15 protein-coding genes are annotated in these 17637 nt (G+C 66.6%); 4 read left to right on the top strand and 11 right to left on the bottom strand.

The features are described 5' to 3' along the window. Window positions 1–8: 8 nt before the first annotated feature. Both M3N53_01990 and M3N53_01995 read left to right on the top strand, forming a co-directional pair. A complete protein-coding gene (locus tag M3N53_01990) occupies window positions 9–641 on the top strand; it encodes a CoA pyrophosphatase (GenBank protein ID MDP9067103.1) in 633 nt (210 codons plus the stop codon). A 160-nt stretch (window positions 642–801) separates the two neighbouring features. Continuing rightward, window positions 802–1614: a hypothetical protein gene (locus M3N53_01995; protein ID MDP9067104.1), complete on the top strand. Its 813-nt coding sequence runs from the start codon at window positions 802–804 to the stop codon at window positions 1612–1614. Between the two features lie 17 nt (window positions 1615–1631). Here the strand turns inward: M3N53_01995 and M3N53_02000 are convergent, their stop codons facing one another. From M3N53_02000 to murA, 7 genes are all read right to left on the bottom strand, one after another. Next, on the bottom strand, window positions 1632–3461 hold the full coding sequence (locus M3N53_02000; protein MDP9067105.1) for an AAA family ATPase: 1830 nt from the start codon (window positions 3459–3461) through the stop codon (window positions 1632–1634). A gap of 140 nt (window positions 3462–3601) precedes the next feature. After that, window positions 3602–5257 (bottom strand): methylmalonyl-CoA mutase family protein, encoded by a 1656-nt coding sequence (locus M3N53_02005; protein MDP9067106.1) that lies wholly within the window; start codon window positions 5255–5257, stop codon window positions 3602–3604. A gap of 40 nt (window positions 5258–5297) precedes the next feature. Beyond that, window positions 5298–6233 carry a methylmalonyl Co-A mutase-associated GTPase MeaB gene (meaB, locus tag M3N53_02010; protein MDP9067107.1) on the bottom strand — a complete coding sequence of 312 codons (936 nt, stop codon included), beginning with the start codon at window positions 6231–6233 and terminating at the stop codon, window positions 5298–5300. 11 nt (window positions 6234–6244) lie between these two features. Beyond that, complete coding sequence (locus M3N53_02015) at window positions 6245–6487, bottom strand: NifU family protein (protein MDP9067108.1); 243 nt, start codon at window positions 6485–6487, stop codon at window positions 6245–6247. Beyond that, on the bottom strand, window positions 6484–8175 hold the full coding sequence (locus M3N53_02020; GenBank protein ID MDP9067109.1) for a SpoIID/LytB domain-containing protein: 1692 nt from the start codon (window positions 8173–8175) through the stop codon (window positions 6484–6486). Before M3N53_02020 ends, M3N53_02015 begins: the two co-directional genes overlap by 4 nt. 5 nt (window positions 8176–8180) lie before the next feature. Next, complete coding sequence (locus M3N53_02025) at window positions 8181–8660, bottom strand: hypothetical protein (GenBank protein MDP9067110.1); 480 nt, start codon at window positions 8658–8660, stop codon at window positions 8181–8183. After that, complete coding sequence (gene murA / locus M3N53_02030) at window positions 8657–9916, bottom strand: UDP-N-acetylglucosamine 1-carboxyvinyltransferase (GenBank protein MDP9067111.1); 1260 nt, start codon at window positions 9914–9916, stop codon at window positions 8657–8659. Before murA ends, M3N53_02025 begins: the two co-directional genes overlap by 4 nt. 92 nt (window positions 9917–10008) lie before the next feature. Between murA and M3N53_02035 the strand changes: the two genes are divergently transcribed. Beyond that, window positions 10009–10947 carry a hypothetical protein gene (locus M3N53_02035; GenBank protein MDP9067112.1) on the top strand — a complete coding sequence of 313 codons (939 nt, stop codon included), beginning with the start codon at window positions 10009–10011 and terminating at the stop codon, window positions 10945–10947. A 38-nt stretch (window positions 10948–10985) separates the two neighbouring features. After that, window positions 10986–11492 (top strand): hypothetical protein, encoded by a 507-nt coding sequence (locus M3N53_02040; GenBank protein MDP9067113.1) that lies wholly within the window; start codon window positions 10986–10988, stop codon window positions 11490–11492. A gap of 109 nt (window positions 11493–11601) precedes the next feature. Here M3N53_02040 and M3N53_02045 read toward each other — a convergent pair whose 3' ends face one another. The 4 genes from M3N53_02045 to M3N53_02060 form a co-directional block, all read right to left on the bottom strand. Then, window positions 11602–12888: a hypothetical protein gene (locus tag M3N53_02045; GenBank protein ID MDP9067114.1), complete on the bottom strand. Its 1287-nt coding sequence runs from the start codon at window positions 12886–12888 to the stop codon at window positions 11602–11604. A 74-nt stretch (window positions 12889–12962) separates the two neighbouring features. After that, entirely contained in the window at window positions 12963–15059 is a 2097-nt protein-coding gene (locus tag M3N53_02050) for a protein kinase (GenBank protein MDP9067115.1), read from the bottom strand. 39 nt (window positions 15060–15098) lie between these two features. After that, complete coding sequence (locus M3N53_02055; protein MDP9067116.1) at window positions 15099–17192, bottom strand: AAA family ATPase; 2094 nt, start codon at window positions 17190–17192, stop codon at window positions 15099–15101. Window positions 17193–17420: 228 nt separating this feature from the next. Next, the gene (locus tag M3N53_02060) at window positions 17421–17630 is read right to left on the bottom strand and encodes a hypothetical protein (GenBank protein ID MDP9067117.1); all 210 of its coding nucleotides are present in this window, start codon (window positions 17628–17630) and stop codon (window positions 17421–17423) included. Between the last annotated feature and the right edge of the window lie 7 nt (window positions 17631–17637).

Here is a 17637-nt window from a genome sequence, read left to right on the forward strand (position 1 = left end):
CCTTGACGATGGCTAGCGAGTTGGAGCAACGGTTGCGAGCTGCCTTCGCCGACCACTCTCCGGCCTCCGTCACCCTCCCCGATGCACGGGCCGCAGCCGTGTTGGTGCCGTTCTATCCCGCGCCGGAGCCGACCTTGATCTTCACCGTGCGGAGTGAGCACCTCTCGAAGCACAAGGGCCAGATCTCGTTTCCCGGCGGCTCGATCGATGCCACCGACGCGTCGGCGGCGGATGCAGCACTGCGGGAAGCGCACGAAGAGATCGGCCTCGATCCGGCGGCCGTCACCGTGGTCGGGCAGCTGGACGACACTCCCACCTTCGTCAGCGGGTACGTCGTCACGCCCGTCGTAGGCGTCCTCGGCGAGCGCCCACGGCTGTCGCCGAACCCGGCCGAGGTGGCCAAGGTGCTCGAGGTGCCACTCGACGACCTCGTCGAGGACATCCGCAGAGAGCCCGGGTTCTCGGAGCGCGGGCGGACGTACCCCACCGAGGCGTGGGTCTGGCATGGGCATGTCATCTGGGGCGTGACCGCGCGGCTCCTGCGCGTCCTCCTCGGGCGGTTGTCGGATGCAGGCTTGACGAAACCCCCCGGAGCGACGACCTCGTGGACCACGTGGCCGCCGCCCGTGGCCGCCCCATGACGAGGGTGTGGCTTGCAGCGGCCTCGCCATCGCCGTCGCCGACCGTCGTGGATCTCCCCGCGGCCGATCCGCTCCAGACCGCAGGCGCCGTCATCGCGATCGTGTTGGCGCTGGCAGCGGGGATACTGGGTTATCGAATCCTCCGAGGGGGCCGAGGCCTGTGACGACAACCAGATCGCTGATCGCGCTGTGTGCTGCAGTGGCGCTGGTCGCGGCCGCCTGCTCTAGCTCTCCTCCGGCGCCGCCCGAACAAGGCGACGGAACCCGGCTCGGTCAGAAGGACGACGACAAGAAGAAGGGTCCGGCGGGCAAGAAGCCGGGCCGCGCCGCCGGAAAGAAGGGCGGTGGCTCGGGCAAGGGCACGGAGGCTGGAGGCCCGGCCTCCGGCAACGGCGGGGGTGGCGGCGTCGCAGCACCTCCACCGGCGGCCGGCGGTCAGGGCGCGCCGACGGGATTCGCCTCCGACGGGCCGCCGAGCCCGGTCGATCCGACGCTGGCGCGTCGGTCTTCGTTCGTCGACGAACCAGAGCCGGACGCGAAGAAGGAAGGGGCCATCGTCCCGGACTATGCCGAGCTGTTACGAGCGGGCGTCCAGGGCCTCGGCGAGGAGTTCGAGATGCGTCTGACGTTCAACGGCGACGTGCCGGAGCAAACGCCGGACAAGAACACGATCATGGTGATCGGCTTCGGCATCTCTGCCGGAGGAGACGACACCTACGGCTTCACCGCGCAGGGCAACCAGGACGGGTGGAAGGCGTACGCGGGAGCCAAGGACGGAGCCAGAAAGCTCCCCGGGCAGTTCCTGATCGACGGCGACACGATCATCATGCGCGTCCCGTGGAGCACGATCAACGGCCCCCGCGAGTTCAAGTGGCAGGTGAACTCGACCTGGTTCCGTTCGGTCGCGAGCACGACCCACTACGCGTTCGACCAGTGCCCGAACGGAGAAGCCGCGCAGTTCCCCGGCTCCTGAGCCCGCGTGCCGCGAACTCAGCTGGTTCTGCGGCTCCCTCGCGTCGTCTCGAGCACGGTCAGGATCTCGTCGCCCAGCAGCTCGTCGTGCTCCAACAGCGCGTCGCGCAGTGCCTCGACCAGATCCCGGTTCTCCTCCAGGAGAGCTATCGCCTCCGCCTTCTGAGCGTGAAGTAGCTCGTCCACCTCGCGGCGAGAGTCCTCGTTGCTCATGACCTTCGCGACGATGTTGGCGCCGCCGTGCGGCCCCGCCTGAACCGCCTCGTAGGAGATCAAGCTGGAGCCCATCCCGTAGGAGCCGACCATCTGCGCCGCAAGCGCGGTCGCGGCGGTGAGGTCGGATGAGGGGCCGGTTCCCGATTCTCCGAAGAAGACCTGCTCGGCGGCCATACCTCCCAGCATCACCTTCAGCGTCGCCAGCAGCTCGGAGCGCTTCTTCGTGAAGCGCTCCTCGACATCGGAGTGCGCGAGGAGGCCGAGTGCCGAGCGCCGCTTGATGATCGAGAGGACCTCGAGCTTGCGATCCTTGCTACACAGGTAAGCGGCGGCGGCGTGGCCTGCCTCGTGCGTCGCTATCAGCTCTCGTTCTTGATCGGTGTACGCCACAGGCTGCCCGAGGCCGATCTCTTCGGTCAGGCGGGCCCGCTGGATGTCTCTCCACGTGATGTCGCGGCGGCCGTCGCGGATCGCCCACACGATCGCTTCGTCGAGCACATGCTCGAGCATCGCCGGGGTGTAGCCGAGGGTCATCGACGCGAGCTCGTTACGTCTCTCGTCGGTGTCCATCTCGGGGTCGTGCGCGCGGCGGGCGAGGAAGTAATCCACGAGGTCACGGCGCCCCGCGCGCGACGGCAGATCGAAGTAGAGGATGCGATCGAAGCGGCCGGGTCGGAGCAGTGCGGCATCCAGGGAGTCGGCGCGGTTCGTCGCCCCGATGATCAACACATTGCTGTAGTCCTGTTTCTTCTTCTTCAGCTGGTGGGTGGCGGGCAGGAGCAGGTTCAGCATGTCCTTGCCCCAGTTGCGAACGCGGCCCCAGAACGGTGGAACGTCGAAGGATTGCAGCTGGATCAGGAGCTCGTTCACCATCCCACCCGAACCCGAATCGACCATCGTGTGGGAGCGGGTCGCTCCGTCGGGCGCCGCGGCGTGAACGCCGCCTCGCGAGATGCCAACGGCGTCGATCTCCTCGATGAAGCCGATCGCACCACCCTCTTTGCGGGCCGCCTTCTTCAGCGCTTTGAAGAACGCCCTGATCTTGAAAGCCGTCATCCCGAACCACATGCTCTGGAATGCCGGTGCCGAGACGAAGAAGAACGGAACACCGGCCTCCGCGGCCATCGCTTTAGCCAGGTGGGTCTTTCCCGTTCCGGGCGCTCCCTCGAAGAGGATGCCGCGTCTGGGGTTCCCGCCCAGGTCGTCGCGGAAGGTCTTGTAGGTGAGGAAGATCTGAAGCGTCCGAGCAACCTCTTCCAAGACGATGTCGATCCCACGTACGTCGTGAAAGGTCATCCCGATCTGCTCCGGGCTGAAGCGGATGTGCGGCGAGCGGCCGTTCGCCAGCGGCAGGAGCAGAAAGCTCGCCATCATGACCAGGATCAAGACCGGGAAGAGCCACAGCATCGCGTCCGGGCCGAGCTCCGGAAGCCCGAACTGCAGCGGGCGCCCCTCGATCACGCGGCGCATCAGCCACGCGAACACCAGGACGTTCAGATAGAGGAGGTAGCGCAGCCGCCGCTGCCGGTTCCGCTCGCGGATCTTCCGTAGATCGGTGCGGTGGCGCTCCGCGACGGTTCGGAACGCGTCGGTAGGCCCCGCCGCGACCGCTTGAGCTTGAAGCTTGTCCATCGAACTCCCAGGAAGTTGCTCTGCTCTCCTACGAGAGGTCGGCGCGAGCGGCGAAAAGCTGAAGGAGCAGCGTAGCGGCCGCGGAGCTTTACAACAAAACGTGCGTTAAGCGCACGTTTTGTCGAAAAGCGCGGGCCGAGCTAGAACATCGGGGGCTCGGTGTAGACCCCCCACTCCTGTTTCAGGATCTCGACCATCTCGCCGAGGGTTACATAGGCCTTTGCGGCCTCCACCAGGACCGGGATCGAGTTCTGCTTCTCGTCGTGCGCCATCTCGCGCAGCGCCTGCATGGCGTCCTCGGCTTTCTTCGCGTCCCGGTTCGCCCGGACCTCGGCGACCGCCTTCTTCTGGCGCTCCTCGAAGTCCGGCGAGATGACGAGGACCTCGGGCATCTCCTGGACCGTCTTGGTGAAGCGGTTGACGCCTACCATCACCTTCTTGCCCTGCTCGAGGAGCTGCTGGTACTTGAAGGCGGCGTCCGCCATCTCCTTCTGGAAGTAGCCCTGCTCGATCCCGTAGAGCATGCCGTCGAGGATGGAGCCCTGCCCCATCTCGTCGATCTTCGCGAAGTAAGCCTCCGCCTGTTCTTCAGTGCGTCGCGTCAGCTCCTCGACGAACCACGAGCCGCCGAGTGGGTCGACCACGTTCGTCACCTCGGTCTCGTAGGCGATCACCTGCTGCGTGCGGAGCGCGATCTCGACGGATTCGTCGCTGGGGAGGGCAAGGACCTCGTCGAGCGAGTTCGTGTGCAGCGACTGCGTGCCGCCGAGGACCGCGGCCAGTGCCTCGGTCGCGGTGCGCACCACGTTGTTGTACGGCTGCTGCGCGGTCAGCGAGACACCGGCGGTCTGCGTGTGGAACTTCAGCATCCAGGAGCGTTCCTTCTTCGCGCCGTACCGCTCCTTCATCCAGCGTGCCCAGATCTTGCGGGCGGCGCGGAACTTGGCGATCTCCTCGAAGAAGTCGATGTGGGAGTTGAAGAAGAACGAGAGCCCGGGCGCGAAGGCGTCGATGTCGAGGCCGCGGCGCAGCCCGAGCTCGACGTGCGCGAAACCGGACGCAACGGTGAACGCCAGCTCCTGCACCGCGGTGGAGCCGGCCTCGCGGATGTGATAGCCGGAGATGGAAAGCGGGTGGTACTTCGGCACCTCGTCGACGCAGAACGCCATCATGTCGGCCGTCATCCGCAGGTGCGGCTCGGGCGGGAAGAGCCACTCCTTCTGCGCGATGTACTCCTTCAAGATGTCGGTTTGGCAGGTTCCCCCCAGCTTCGAGATCGTCGCGCCCTGCTTCTCGGCAGCGGCGATATAGAAGGCGAAGAGCATGGGGGCCGGGCCCGAGATCGTCATCGAGGTCGTGATCTGCTCGAGGTCGAGATCCTGGAAGAGGATCTCCATGTCGGCGAGCGAGTCGACCGCCACGCCACAACGGCCGACCTCGCCTAGCGAATGCGGGTCGTCGGAGTCACGCCCCATAAGCGTCGGCATGTCGAAAGCAACCGACAGACCCGTTTGGCCGTGGTCGACCAGGAACTTGAAGCGCTCGTTCGTGTCCTCGGGCGTTCCGAAGCCCGCGAACTGACGCATCGTCCACAGCCGCCCGCGGTAGCCGGTGGGGTAGATGCCGCGGGTGAACGGGTACTCGCCGGGGACTCCGATCTCCGGATCGAGCTGGCCATCGGGAGGTCCGTACAGCGGCTCGAGCGGCTCACTGGAGAGTGTGTCGAAGTCCTTGTCGTCTCGCAGCTTCGCTTGCTCGTACCGCTCGCGCCAGCGTCTGCGCAGGTCGTCGGCCATGTTCGAGAGTTTACCGGCAGCCAGTAGCGGAACGGCCGCGCTAGTCGGTGATCGCGGCGGCTACCTGATCGGCGGCTGAATACGGGTCCAGTCGGCGGGAGACGACCTCGTCCGTCAATCGCGATAGAAGCTCGGCGGCGTCGCTCTCTACTTTTCGGCGGAAGCGCTCGGCGACGATCTCTTTGATCTCTCGCTCGATGCGCCGACGACGCCGGCTGGCGAGTAAACCGTTCTCTTCCTGGTAGGCCCGGTGCTTCTCGATCGCCGCCCAGAGCTCGGTGATGCCCTCGCCCTTGGTGGCGACCGTCTGCACGATCTGAGGCTTCCAGTCGCTCTCGGACAGAGACAGCATCTGCTTCAGCTCGCGCACCGCGTCGCGAGCACCGCTGCGGTCGGCCTTGTTGACCACGAAGATGTCGGCGATCTCCATCAATCCGGCTTTCGCGGCCTGCACCGCGTCTCCCCACCCAGGGTTCACCACGACCAAGGTCGTGTCGCAGGCGTCGGTGATCTCGACCTCCGCCTGTCCCACCCCTACGGTCTCGATGATGACGATGTCTTTTCCGGAGGCCTCGAGCACCCGAACCGCCTCCGGCGTGGCGAGGGAGATCCCACCGAGATGGCCCCTCGTCGCCATCGAGCGGATGAAAACGTCTTCGTCCAGCGCGTGGCTCTGCATCCGGACGCGGTCGCCGAGGAGCGCTCCTCCCGAGAACGGGCTCGAGGGGTCGATCGCAAGGACACCGACCTTCAGGGCGTCCTCCCTGGCGCGAGCGATCAGCTTTTCCGTCAGCGTCGACTTCCCCGCCCCCGGAGCACCGGTGATGCCGATCGAGTAGGCGGCGCCGGTGCGCGGATACAGATCGCGCATCACGCGCCCCAGATCTGCACCGCCGTCCTCCACCAGCGAGATGAGGCGACCGACGGCGAGGCGGTGGCCCTCGAGGGCGCGCTCGATGAGGGTGGTGGTTTCCACTGCGGAGCCGCTCAGGCTTCGATCGCGATGACCTGCGTGATGCCCGGAACCCGCTCCCGCAGGATCCTCTCGACCCCCTGCTTCAGGGTGACCGGCGAGATCGGGCAGCTCTCGCAGGTCCCGAGCAGCTGGACGGTGACCGTGTCTCCCTCGACGCTGTCCAGCCGGATGTCGCCGCCGTCCATCTGTATCGCCGGTCGGATCAGCTCGAGCGCCGCCCGGACCTGATCCTCCAACGTCATGACAGAGCTCATCGACCGAGTTTACGGCGACCCGATAGCGAGAGGGCGAAACCAACTAGGAGCGCGAGGGCCGCCGCCGCTCCGACCAGCAAGAGCGGGAACCGCGCGTCCCCAACCCGCGAATCCTCCTCGGGATCCTCTCCCGGCTCGCCGACGTCGATCGGTGGCGGTGCCGCGACCTCGATCGTCACCGGCTGGGTGCGGCTCCGGCGCCCGGCCGCCGTCGCCTCGATCCGCACCTCGAACCTGCCGGGCTCGAGCGGTGCCAGCCACACGATCCTGCGCCTCCCCGCGCGCGCGATCTTCGCTCCGGGATCGTCGTATCCTGAAGCAGCGGCAGTAACGGTCCGGACGCGGGCAGCCCGGGACAACGCGACGGTGAGATAGGCGGGCTCCCCCACCTCGACCACGTCCGGCGCCTTCACCAGCCCCACGCGGAGCGGAAGCCCGTAGCCCGCGGGTGGGTCGATGCTGACCACGCCGGTGCCGGACCAATCGAAACGCCAACGGCCGAGCGCGCCGTTCACCAGCGTGCGGCCGCGAGCGTCCACGATGTCGAACGCGCCGGTCACGGCGACGGAACCCGACCCCCACGCGAGGCCGACCTCGAGGCGACCAGGATCTCGCACCGGGCCGACCTGCACGCCCGTGTAGTAGTGGGTCAGGATGTCGACGTAGCCGGCGCCGCGAGCCGCTAGCCCATAGGCGCCCCACTGCGACATGCCGACGCCGTGTCCCCACCCCCTCCCAACGACGCGCACGACGCCGCGAGTGGTGAAGACATCGACGCGGTTCGACGGAAGCGTCTCTGGAAGCCGACCGGTAGAGGTAGGGCCGGGTGACGGGTAAGCAGCCGGGAACATCTGCGGCGCAAGATCGCGAACCACGTCGCGCACCTCCTCCGCGGTGGCGACGGCTGTGCCCTTCTTGCCGCGCAGGACTAGATCGGGGTAGTGGAAGCCCGCACTAGACGGGCGCGACGTCACCTTTATCAGCTTCCCGTAACCAGGCGGGTACAGCCCGCCTCGCTCCAACATCGTCTGGAGGCGACGAAGCGGGAACTCCACGGTCCAGCGGAACAACGGCGCGGCCTCCTCGTCCGGGCTCGGCACCCCCTGCAGGTACGGGTAGGGGGGCTCGTCCGGGAAAGCCTGTGGGTTGTCCAGCGTGGCGCCGCCAGAGGTGGAGTGATACCGGGCGAGGATCGGCTGTCCGCGATAGAGAACGGCTTGTCCTTTGGTGGATGCGACCGCGGCGTGCCAGCGGTCGCCGAGGAGCGGCGTCCCCACGTCCGCGCCCGTGTACACCTGACATTCGACCGACGCGCAGATATCGAAGTCGTAGATGGCCGCGCTGCCACCCCGCGGCTGCGCCAACGTGTAAAGCGCGTACGTCCGCGCCGCGACGGCTTGCGCCTTGAGGGCTTCTGCAGGCCAGGTGGAAGGAACCTCCGCGAGGCCCAAGAGGTAGCTCTCGAGCGACAGCCGGTTGGAGACGACCAGGCCGTCGCTGGCCGCGTCCAGCTCGAGCGACCCGTGATAGCGATGAAGCCCCTCCACCGACAACGGCTCGGAGCCGGTCGGGACGAGCCTGAGCGGGGCTACCGCCGCGCCCAGCTTCTCGGCGCGCGGCTTCGCCACCGACGGTGCCTGCACGAACGACAGCGTCAGGATGGCCACCGTCGCGGCGGCGCGTCTCACGCGACTCAGCCCGTGTCTGCGAACCGCTTCAGCCCCCACGACGCGATCAACAGCCCGATCCCGACCAAGACGCAGTAGGAGACGAGACCGGCTAGCCACTGCGCCGGGACGCCGCGAAGCTCCATCAGAAAGATGATCGCGAGGGCGATGCTGCACGCGCTGTAGACGTAGAGCGAGCGGGCGACCCACGTCGGCCACCTCACCTTGCCGATCGAGCCGCGGAAGCGGATCAGCGGACGGGAGATGAGCACGAGCCCCGCGCCCGCGAGGACGAAGAACATGCTGCCGAGCAGCAGCGCCAACGCCGCCTTGTTTAGATCGTCGGTCATGCAGCACCGCTCCAACGTGCTGAGCCCCCAGCCCGTCTGCGTCTGGACCGCGGTCATGATCGCGTATCCGGTGCCCAGGCCTCCCATCACGAGCCCGCTGAGACCCAGCCACTTCAACAATGCTCCGACGATGCGGAAGCTCGGGCCGTCGGTCACGCGTTCTCCTGAACGAGGGTGAGGTCGGCGCCGAGCGCGCTGAGCTTCGAGACGAAGTCTTCGTACCCGCGCGCGATGTGGCCGACGTCGTAAACCTGCGTCTCACCCTCCGCGCAGAGGCCGCCGAGGACGAGGGCCGCGCCGGCGCGGATGTCGGGCGCGCGGACGGGTGCACCTGAGAGCCTCTCGACACCGCGGATGACCGCGTGGTGGCCCTCGACCCGGATCTGCGAGCCCATCCGGTTCAACTCGTCCACGAACAAGAAGCGAGCCTCGAAGACGTTCTCAGTCAGGATCGAAGAGCCGTCCGCCTGCGCCAGCAGGACCATCATCGGAGGCTGCAGGTCCGTCGGGAAGCCCGGATATGGAAGCGTCACCATGTCGATCGCGCTGGGCCGCCGCGACATCGAAACCCGCACCTCTCCCTCGCCGCAGCTCACCTCGGCGCCGGCATCGGTGAGCTTCTGCAACGGCAACTCGAGATGGTCCGGACGGACGTCCAGCAATCGGACGTCTCCGCGCGTGGCCGCGGCGCCGATGGCGAACGTCCCCGCCTCGATGCGGTCGGGCACCACCTCGTGTTGAGACGAACCCAGCTGCTCGACCCCCTCGATGTTGAGCGTCGGCGTGCCCACGCCCGTGATCCGCGCACCACAACCGTTGAGGAACTTCGCCAGGTCCTGGATCTCGGGCTCACGCGCCGCGTTCTCGATCTGCGACGTTCCCTCCGCGGTGACGGCGGCCATGATCAGGTTCTCGGTCGCGCCGACCGACGGGAACTCGAGCAGCACGCGCGTGCCGCGCAGGCGGTCGGCTACACCTTCGACGTAGCCGTGTTGCGAGGTGAACTTCGCGCCCATACGCTCCAAGCCCTGCAGGTGCATGTCGATCGGACGCGACCCGATGGCGTCACCGCCGGGCATCGCGACCCTCGCTCTGCCGAGCCGGGCGAGCAGGGGGCCGAGCACCTGGATCGACGCTCTCATCTTCGTCACGAGGTCGTACGGCGTCTCCTCGAGGAGGTCGCCGGAGGCGTCGATCCTCACGTCGTTCCCGTCGAAGACGACCGACGCGCCAAGACGCTCCAACACCTCGGCCATCAAGAAGACGTCGGTGATCCTGGGAACCCTCCCGAGCGTCACCTCGGCCGGTACGAGGAGGGCCGCCGCCATCATCTTCAGAGCCGAGTTCTTGGCACCGCTGATGCGCACGTCACCGGTCAGCGCGTGGGGGCCGCGCAGCACGTAATGCCTCATCCAGCCATCCTAGTTACGGCTACGGCGCCCGCGAAAAAGGCGGCCCCCGGAGGAGCCGCCTGTGGATCTCTCTGCGTGGTTACCGCGAGCGGTTGGACTTCCTGCCGGTGTTCTTGGCCGTGCTCTTCGCCCTTCCGGTCGCCTTCTTCGCCGTCGAGCGGGTGCCGCGCGACGCGGAACGAGCGCCTGCGGCTGCACCCCGCGTCGTCTTGCGCGCCGCGCTTCCGCCCCTGCGTGCGGTCTTCTTGGCGCCCGAGGAGGCGCGGCCGGTGGCCTTCTTCGGGGTCGACCTGCCGCCCGTGGACCTCGAGGTCGTCTTGCGCCCGGTGCTCTTCTTCGCGCCGGTGGACTTGCGGCCGGTGCTCTTTTTGGCTCCGGACCTTCCACCCGTGGACTTCGAAGTCGTCTTGCGCCCGGTGCTCTTCTTGGCGGTCGACTTGCGGCCCGTGGACTTCTTGGCCGTCGACTTGCGGCCGGTGGACTTCTTTGCGCCGGTGGACTTGCGGCCCGTGGACTTCTTGGCTGTCGACTTGCGGCCGGTGGACTTCTTTGCGCCGGTCGACTTGCGGCCGGTGGACTTCTTGGCCGTGGACTTGCGGCCGGTCGACTTCTTCGCCGTCGACTTCTTCGCCGTCGACTTCTTCGCCGTCGACTTCCTGCCGGTGGACTTCTTTGCGCTCGACTTACTCCGGCCCGAAGACGACTTCGACGACGAGCCGCGGCCGCTGGACTTCTTCGCGCTGGACGTCCCGCCCCGGGAACCGCCGGAACCGCCGGATCCTCCAGAGCCGCCCGATCCAGACGACGAATCGCCGCCCGAGGAACCGCCTGCGCTCGCGCCGGACGCATCTCCGCTGTCACTGGGGCGAACGACATCGGCAGTGACCTCTGCCACCGTGCTCACGACCCCGCCCGCGGTCTCGGCGACGTTCGCTACGGTCTCGCGCGCTGTATCGATGAGACCTCTGTCTTCAGCCATGCCCTCCCCTTTCCGTGAAGTTCAGAGATACAAGCAACTGTTTACCCATTAAACACAGAAGAAACAAGTTGAGAACGTTCATTCGTGGGCATGACATCGTTCATGGAAACCAACAAGTTGCTGCGCATCTACTTGAACGATCACTACGCGGGGTCCGTCGCCGGCGACGAGCTCGCGAAGAGAAGCCTCAAGAACAATCAAGGAACGCCGCTCGGCGACTACCTGTCGCAGTTCATCGCCGAGCTCGAAGAGGATCAACGAGTGCTTCTGAAGGTTCTCGATGCGATCGACGCCAAGCCCGATCGCATCAAGCAGATGGCAGCGTGGATCGCGGAGAAGGCAGGCCGGTTCAAGCTCAACGGACAGGTAACCGGGTACTCCGATCTCAGCAGGCTGCTAGAGATCGAAGGCCTGGCTCTCGCGGTGGAAGGCAAGGTCTCGCTGTGGCGCTCTCTCGAGCGGGTCCGGGACGATCACCCAGAGCTATCAGACATCGACCTCGCAACGCTGATCGAACGAGGCGAGCGACAGCGAGAGCAGCTAGAACGGTTCCGGCTCGAAGCAGCCGTCATCGCGCTGAAGCACACTGAATCATGACGCGGGAGGCGGGTCGCGGTCGCTAGACCGCGCCAGCCAGGTCGATACGGTCGTATCCGCTCTGATCGTGGGCGGGAGTTGGCCCCGGAACGCGTGGGCAAGCGCCCCGCTACAGATCACCGGTGTAGCGCAGGATGTCGATCCCCCTGTGAGAATCGATGGTGTAGATCACGCGATCCGTCACCCAGACGGAGTTCAGGGTGCTGCCTCCGTGCGGAAGGAACCACCCGTGTTGGCTGATGCGACCGGCGCGGTCGACCTCCAGGAGTTTCATGCCATGCCCGCGCGTCGCGACCGCAGCCAAGTAGGTTCCGCCTCGCGACCGCCGGACGTGGAAGTACCCCACGGCGCAACCTCCGCCGTATGCGATATTCGATCCGCTCACTGCGGGATCACCATCCGTGTACGTGCCATTCCGGGGGCGGTACTGATCGACGCGAGTCAAGAGGTTCGATTTCCGCCAGTGGCTGCCGTCCCAGGTAGCGAACAAGCTGTCCTTCGAGCTGCCCTCATCCTCTGCCGCCACGCCGCAGTGCTCACGTCCGGCGCCGATACCCCCGACGTTGGAGGTCAACAGGGGCCCGCCAGCAGCGAAATCCGGCCACGCGATGCTTCCTCGGGTGGAAGGCGACCCATCCGAGCGGGCCAAGACCCGCGGCTTCGTCGGGCGGCTGACGTCTAGGACATACATGGGAACCGTCCCGGTGGCAACAACGCCGCGCGCTATCTCGACGATGTCGGTCGCTGCCGGTCCCTTGGTGAAGTGCGCGCTGTGAAAGCGCAAGCCTTTCAGCCAGTTGCCGGCGGGCTTCGGTGCGCTCGGGTCGCGCAGATCGATTATCCCGCCACCCCTGTCATAGGCCCACTTGCAATCGAGGATGCAGAAGGCGCCCCCGTAATGATGCGCGAGCTTCCGCGTGAGCTTCCCGAGACGCTGGGGATTGGCGGGATCCGAGACATCGAAGACGTAGAGCGTCATCGTCGCCTCCTCCCCCGGAAAATACCGGGAGTCTTCGTCGTAGCCAGCCTGCAGCAGGATCTTCCCGTTGGTTGTGTATCTCCCGTAGGTGATGTAAGCACCCACCTGATCCGGGTAAAAGCTCGGCCCCGGCGTGTTCAGCTCCGCCACCAGGAGCGGGTTCAACGGGTCCGACACGTCATAGATGTTGACGCCCTGGACCCCGTCACTGAGGAAGAGCGTGTCACCGAAGACGCTCGCGTAACCGGGGACCTGGGTAGGAACGGTGTCGATGACGACGGTTTTCACCCACTCGAGGTTGTTGCCCAGTCCGCCCGCAGCCGACGGCAGCTGGGCCTGAGCCAGCCCGGGAAGCAACACGACGAGCACGAACGCCGCCGTCGCGGCGAACCTCGAACGACTACCGGTCGTGCTCACGATCGCCCCTTCGTCATGGCAGATCCCCGAAGTGGTGGTTCTCCTGCGCTCCACGCCTCTCCTGCCCCCTCTGGTCAATCTCGGTACCCCGGCCCGCGAGTGAGAAGAGTTCGGAAGTTAGCCTCATAGGAGACACCTTCTTCACCCGTTGTGGAACGAACGTATCCGGTCGTTTCGACCGCCAGGAGCGTTTCTGGGTCTATGTGGGAGACCGTCTCGAGAACGCCTGCGTGGCTCCCGCCCCATCGCACAACGTTCTTGACCTGCACCGTCCGGACGATCTCGCTCCCGACCCTGGTACGTCCGCGACCGAGGACCTTTCCGAAGTAACGGCCCTCGACGGGCGAACTGGTCCAAGATCCCTCCCACCGGCGCTGCGGCTTCAGCGGCAAGAGCAAAAGATCCGTGGATGGACGCGGCCGAAGCCGCACCGTATAGGCACCATCGCTGGTAGAGAACGACATCACGGACTCCAGCAACCCAACCCGGCCGCCGCTGTAGGTGAGCCGCGACGTGACGCTGAATCGTGGTGAGACCTCCACGGTGTTGACGGCTTCGGTGGGGCTTGTCGACGACACCGAACTGATCCGAACCTCCTGAGTCTCGGGTAGGTCAGCGCCCTCCGTACATCCCGCGTCCTCTGGACAGATCGCTTCGTGGCCGGTCTGTTCGAATACGTACGTTCCGGAGCGGGGCTGTCGTACCGACGTCTCAGCCCGCTCGTCCGAATCGGTTGACCCCGAGTCGCCCGAGGGCCGCGCGAGCGAATCAGCCCCTTCCTTGTCGGACGTTGCAGCACCTGACCCTGCGGAACGCGGTCCCGCGGAGGCGCGCAGCGCGGGCTCACCTGAAGCAGCCGAGGCCGTGCGACCTCTGTCCCCGCGCGCGTCGGCGGTCGTTCCTCCGATCGCCGCCTGAGCCGGATCCTCCTTCGTGAACGCAGAGCTCACCTTGACGCCCGCATCCAGGATCTCGGTTCCGACCGCGGCAGCAACGTCCGTCACCGCACCTCGAACACCACGAGGATGAGCGAACTGCACCAGCGCCGCCGCGAGAAGGCACAGGATCGAGGTCACCCCGGCGACCTGGATCCAGTTGACCTTGTTCGAGACCTTCTTGATGCGGGAGAGCTCTGGGAAGTAGTTCGGCGCCCATACCTCGCGTTCGGTCTTTGCGCGTGGGATCCGTTTCACAAGCGGACGCACGATCGGCATGACAACGGGGCGGTGCTTGCGGTCGACGCCTTTCTCCAGTTCCTCGACCAGCTCGCCGCAGGTGAGGAACCGATCCTCCGGCCGCTTCGCAAGGGCCGTCGCGACGACAGAGTCAAGGCCGCCAGGAAGCTCCGGGCGAATATCCGTCACCCGTGCGGGCGCTTCGTGCACGTGTGCCCACAGGACCGCCACCTCGTTCGGGCGGTCGAAGGGGATCTGACCCGTCAGGCACTCGAACAGGACGCATCCGAGCGCGTACACGTCGGCTCGCCCATCAACCGGCATCCCCTCGACCTGCTCGGGGGCCATGTACTGGATGCTCCCGAAGACCTGCCCGGTACGACTGGCCGTTGACTCCGACCCTGCCGGTCTCACGAGGCCGAAGTCGGTGACGTAGGCGGTCTCGGAATTGCCGTCGACTGCATCGAGCAGGATGTTCTGAGGCTTTACGTCGTGGTGGACAAGCCCTGATTCATGCGCCGCGTCGAGCGCGGCCGCCACCTGACGCATGAGGGAGACGACCCGCTTCGGATCGAGCGGTCCCTCCTCCTCGATCAACGTCTTCAGATCGCGTCCTTCAACGAGCCTCATCGCGATGAAGAGGCTTCCGGCGTCCTCGCCGGCGTCGTATATCGGCACGATGTTCGGGTGGTCGAGATCCGACCCCAGCGACGCCTCTCGCACGAAGCGTGCACGGAAGTGGTTGTTGGCGGCGATCTCAGGAAGCATCAGCTTCACGGCGACCGTCTCGCCCGTGTCAGCGCGTCTCGCCCGGTACACCACCCCCATGCCGCCGCGGCCGATCTCCTCCTCGAGGAGGTAGCAACCGACGGTGCGCCTGAGCGCTTGCATCGTCAGGTCACCAGACACGAGAGTCGCCCGGTTGGTATGGGTCGGAGCGGCCGCTATCGACGTTCCCCGTGGGTCGGGTTGCTGCTCGCGCCGAAAGGTACTCATGGTCAGGAAGCGTGAGAAACGACCGCACGGGCGTAACCCTCACAACTGCCAGATCGCAGGGACGCGGGGGTCGGGCGTGTACGAGCAGTAGGTTCCGGTGCGGATCGTCGAGCCGAGGTGGGCCCCCAACGCCTGGTCGTTCTCGGCGATCTTCTTCAGGGCGTCTTTGATCGTCTTCGTCACGCTGACCCGGGCCCGCTCGGCCACCGAGGCGGCTTTCCGGTCCCGCCCCCCGAGACCGACCGCACCGGCCAGCTGCTGGATCAGCGCGTCTTTCTCGTCCTGCAGCCGCTCGGCCCGAGCGGGATCGTTGAAAGCCTCGGCCTCTTCGATCTCCTCCTGCAGCTCGTCCAGCCGCCGCTTGTACGCGGCCTTCGCGGCGGGATCGAGGACATCGCCGGCGTCCCCCAGTCCGTCCGAGTCCAGTGGCACGGCCCGATCGACGGTCGCCGCGTCTCGCTGTTGACCCTCGACCTGGGCGACGAGGTCGAGGACGTGGATCTCCGCCCCCGGGTTACGTAGGAGGTGCGCGAGGAAGCGAAGTCCTTTGCTGTCCTTCAGACGCGACGTGGTGCCGTGGTAGGTCACGGTCCAGAAGTCCCCCTCACGCTCGAACCGGTCCTCCGACTGCGCGGCAGGAGCGGTGCCCGCGGACGCCTCTCCGACCTTGGCCTGAGCCGCCGCGAGCAACGCCTCCAGGTCCTTGCGCACCGCGGGAGCCACCGCCGCCATGTCTGCGGCCTTTAGAGCACGCTGGTAGAGCCGCGCGCCCTCCTCGAAAGCGAGGTGCGCGGTCGCTTCCTGCGCGGCCCGGGTCGCGTACTCCATCGTCTTTTTGCTGTCGCCCGCCTGGGCCGCCTTGAACCAGTGGTGCGCCAGCTCCGCGAGCCGGGCCTCGAGGTTCCCCTCGTACATGTCCTCCAACACCTCGGCGGCGCGCCGGTGCAGGCGCATCCGCTTGGCCGCGGTGAGATCCTCGTACAGCGTCTCGCGGATCAAGATGTGGGAGAACCGGTAGCGCCCGAGCGCGCCCGCTTCCTCGACAACGTCTTGATCGACCCCTTCCGTGACGAGGTCCAAAACCTCATCGACGTCGAGATCGCACATCCTCTGGAGGACGCCCACCTCGAACTCGCGCCCCAGAACGGAGGCGATGCTGAGAACGGCGCCGGTTTCCTGCGACAGGGTTTCCAGTCGCCGCCGGATCATGTCGCCGACCCCACTCGGCACCCGGAAGCCGACCGAGTAGTCGGGCCGGTGGATATCGCCTTTCGCCGTCAACATCTTGGTCGCCTCGGCCACGAAGAGAGGGTTGCCTTCGCTGGCGCGGAAGACAGCATGGGCGATAGCGGGCGGCGCCTCCTCCCCCGCGATCGCCTCATAGAGCTCCGCGACGGCTCGCTCGCCCAGACCCGAGAGCGAGATGTGGTGCCCCTCGCGACCGATGTCCGAGAGGATCCGAGCGTGCGTGCCTCTGCGGCGGGCCGCGGCCTCGTCGTAGGTGGCCGCGACCATGATGCGACTGTCACGGATCTCCCGCCCGAAGAACTGCAACATCAGAAGAGACGAGTCGTCCGCGGCGTGGAGGTCCTCGAGCATCAGCACCAGCGGCCGGCGGTCGGCGACATCCTTCATGAACCTCGTGAGGGAATCGAACTCCGCGAGGCGGCTGCCGTCCTGCTGTCCAGGCGTAGGAGCCGGGATCTCCGGGAGGAGGCGGCCACCCCCACTTGGGTCGACAACGTCCGGACGGCCAAGCTCGGTCACCATCTGTCGGACCACCTGCGCCCAGGGCCAGAACGGCGGTGTGTCGATGGCCTCCCAGCAACGTCCCCACAGCACGGCGGCGGCCCTCTCAGCGGCCCTGTCGGAGAGCCACTCGGCCAGGCTGGTCTTGCCCATACCTGCGTCACCGACGAGGGTGAAGACGCGCCCTCGTCCGGCGAGGGCGTCTTCGAGCCCGGCGCTAAGCGCGGCGAGCTCCCGCTCTCGGCCGAGCAACGGCGGCGAGGACCTATGACTCACTGATGAAGACGTGGCGGACCCCTTCGTCACGACGCGCTCCGGCGCAGCGTGCAGCGCCGTGGGAACGCGGCCACCCGCGGCCAACCCGGCGCTAGAGCGCGACGCCATCGAACACCTCTCGCGTGACGCGGACTCATCTCGCAGCGTCCACTCGGCGGGCTCCGCGAACTCCCTCCGGGTGTCTCCGCAGACGCCCGACCACACGATTCGCTACCTGCAGCGGCCCACCTGCACCCTGAATGTCGACCCCTGGCGGAAATGGTGGGGTATGTCCGGAAAAAAATCTAGGGGGGTGGCCGAATTTTCGGGTGAACTTCTATTCCCCTGCGGAAGCGGCTAGAAACCCGAACTCGGGTCGATGTCGAGGCGAGCCTCGATCAGCCACAGGTTCCGGCGCACGCACTCGGGACACAGGGCAAGGTGACGTCCGTTCGCATCTGGCATCTCCTGCCAGCCCAGCGGGATGGACCCGTGGCGCCGCTGGTCCGAACGACCGCACGAGGAACAGAAGACGCGGTTGCGCAGATTGGCCGGCTGATCGCTCAACCGCTTC

This window comes from Actinomycetota bacterium, assembly GCA_030776625.1.
Classification (GTDB): domain Bacteria; phylum Actinomycetota; class CADDZG01; order CADDZG01; family WHSQ01; genus MB1-2.

Bases quoted from the DNA above. Each gene is read 5' to 3' on its own strand.
- M3N53_01990 (MDP9067103.1), top strand. From the start codon at position 9: ATGGCTAGCGAGTTGGAGCAACGGTTGCGAGCTGCCTTCGCCGACCAC.
- M3N53_02000 (MDP9067105.1), bottom strand. From the start codon at position 3,461: ATGGACAAGCTTCAAGCTCAAGCGGTCGCGGCGGGGCCTACCGACGCG.
- M3N53_02005 (MDP9067106.1), bottom strand. From the start codon at position 5,257: ATGGCCGACGACCTGCGCAGACGCTGGCGCGAGCGGTACGAGCAAGCG.
- M3N53_02015 (MDP9067108.1), bottom strand. From the start codon at position 6,487: ATGAGCTCTGTCATGACGTTGGAGGATCAGGTCCGGGCGGCGCTCGAG.
- murA (MDP9067111.1), bottom strand. From the start codon at position 9,916: ATGAGGCATTACGTGCTGCGCGGCCCCCACGCGCTGACCGGTGACGTG.
- M3N53_02040 (MDP9067113.1), top strand. From the start codon at position 10,986: ATGACATCGTTCATGGAAACCAACAAGTTGCTGCGCATCTACTTGAAC.
- M3N53_02050 (MDP9067115.1), bottom strand. From the start codon at position 15,059: ATGAGTACCTTTCGGCGCGAGCAGCAACCCGACCCACGGGGAACGTCG.
- M3N53_02055 (MDP9067116.1), bottom strand. From the start codon at position 17,192: ATGGCGTCGCGCTCTAGCGCCGGGTTGGCCGCGGGTGGCCGCGTTCCC.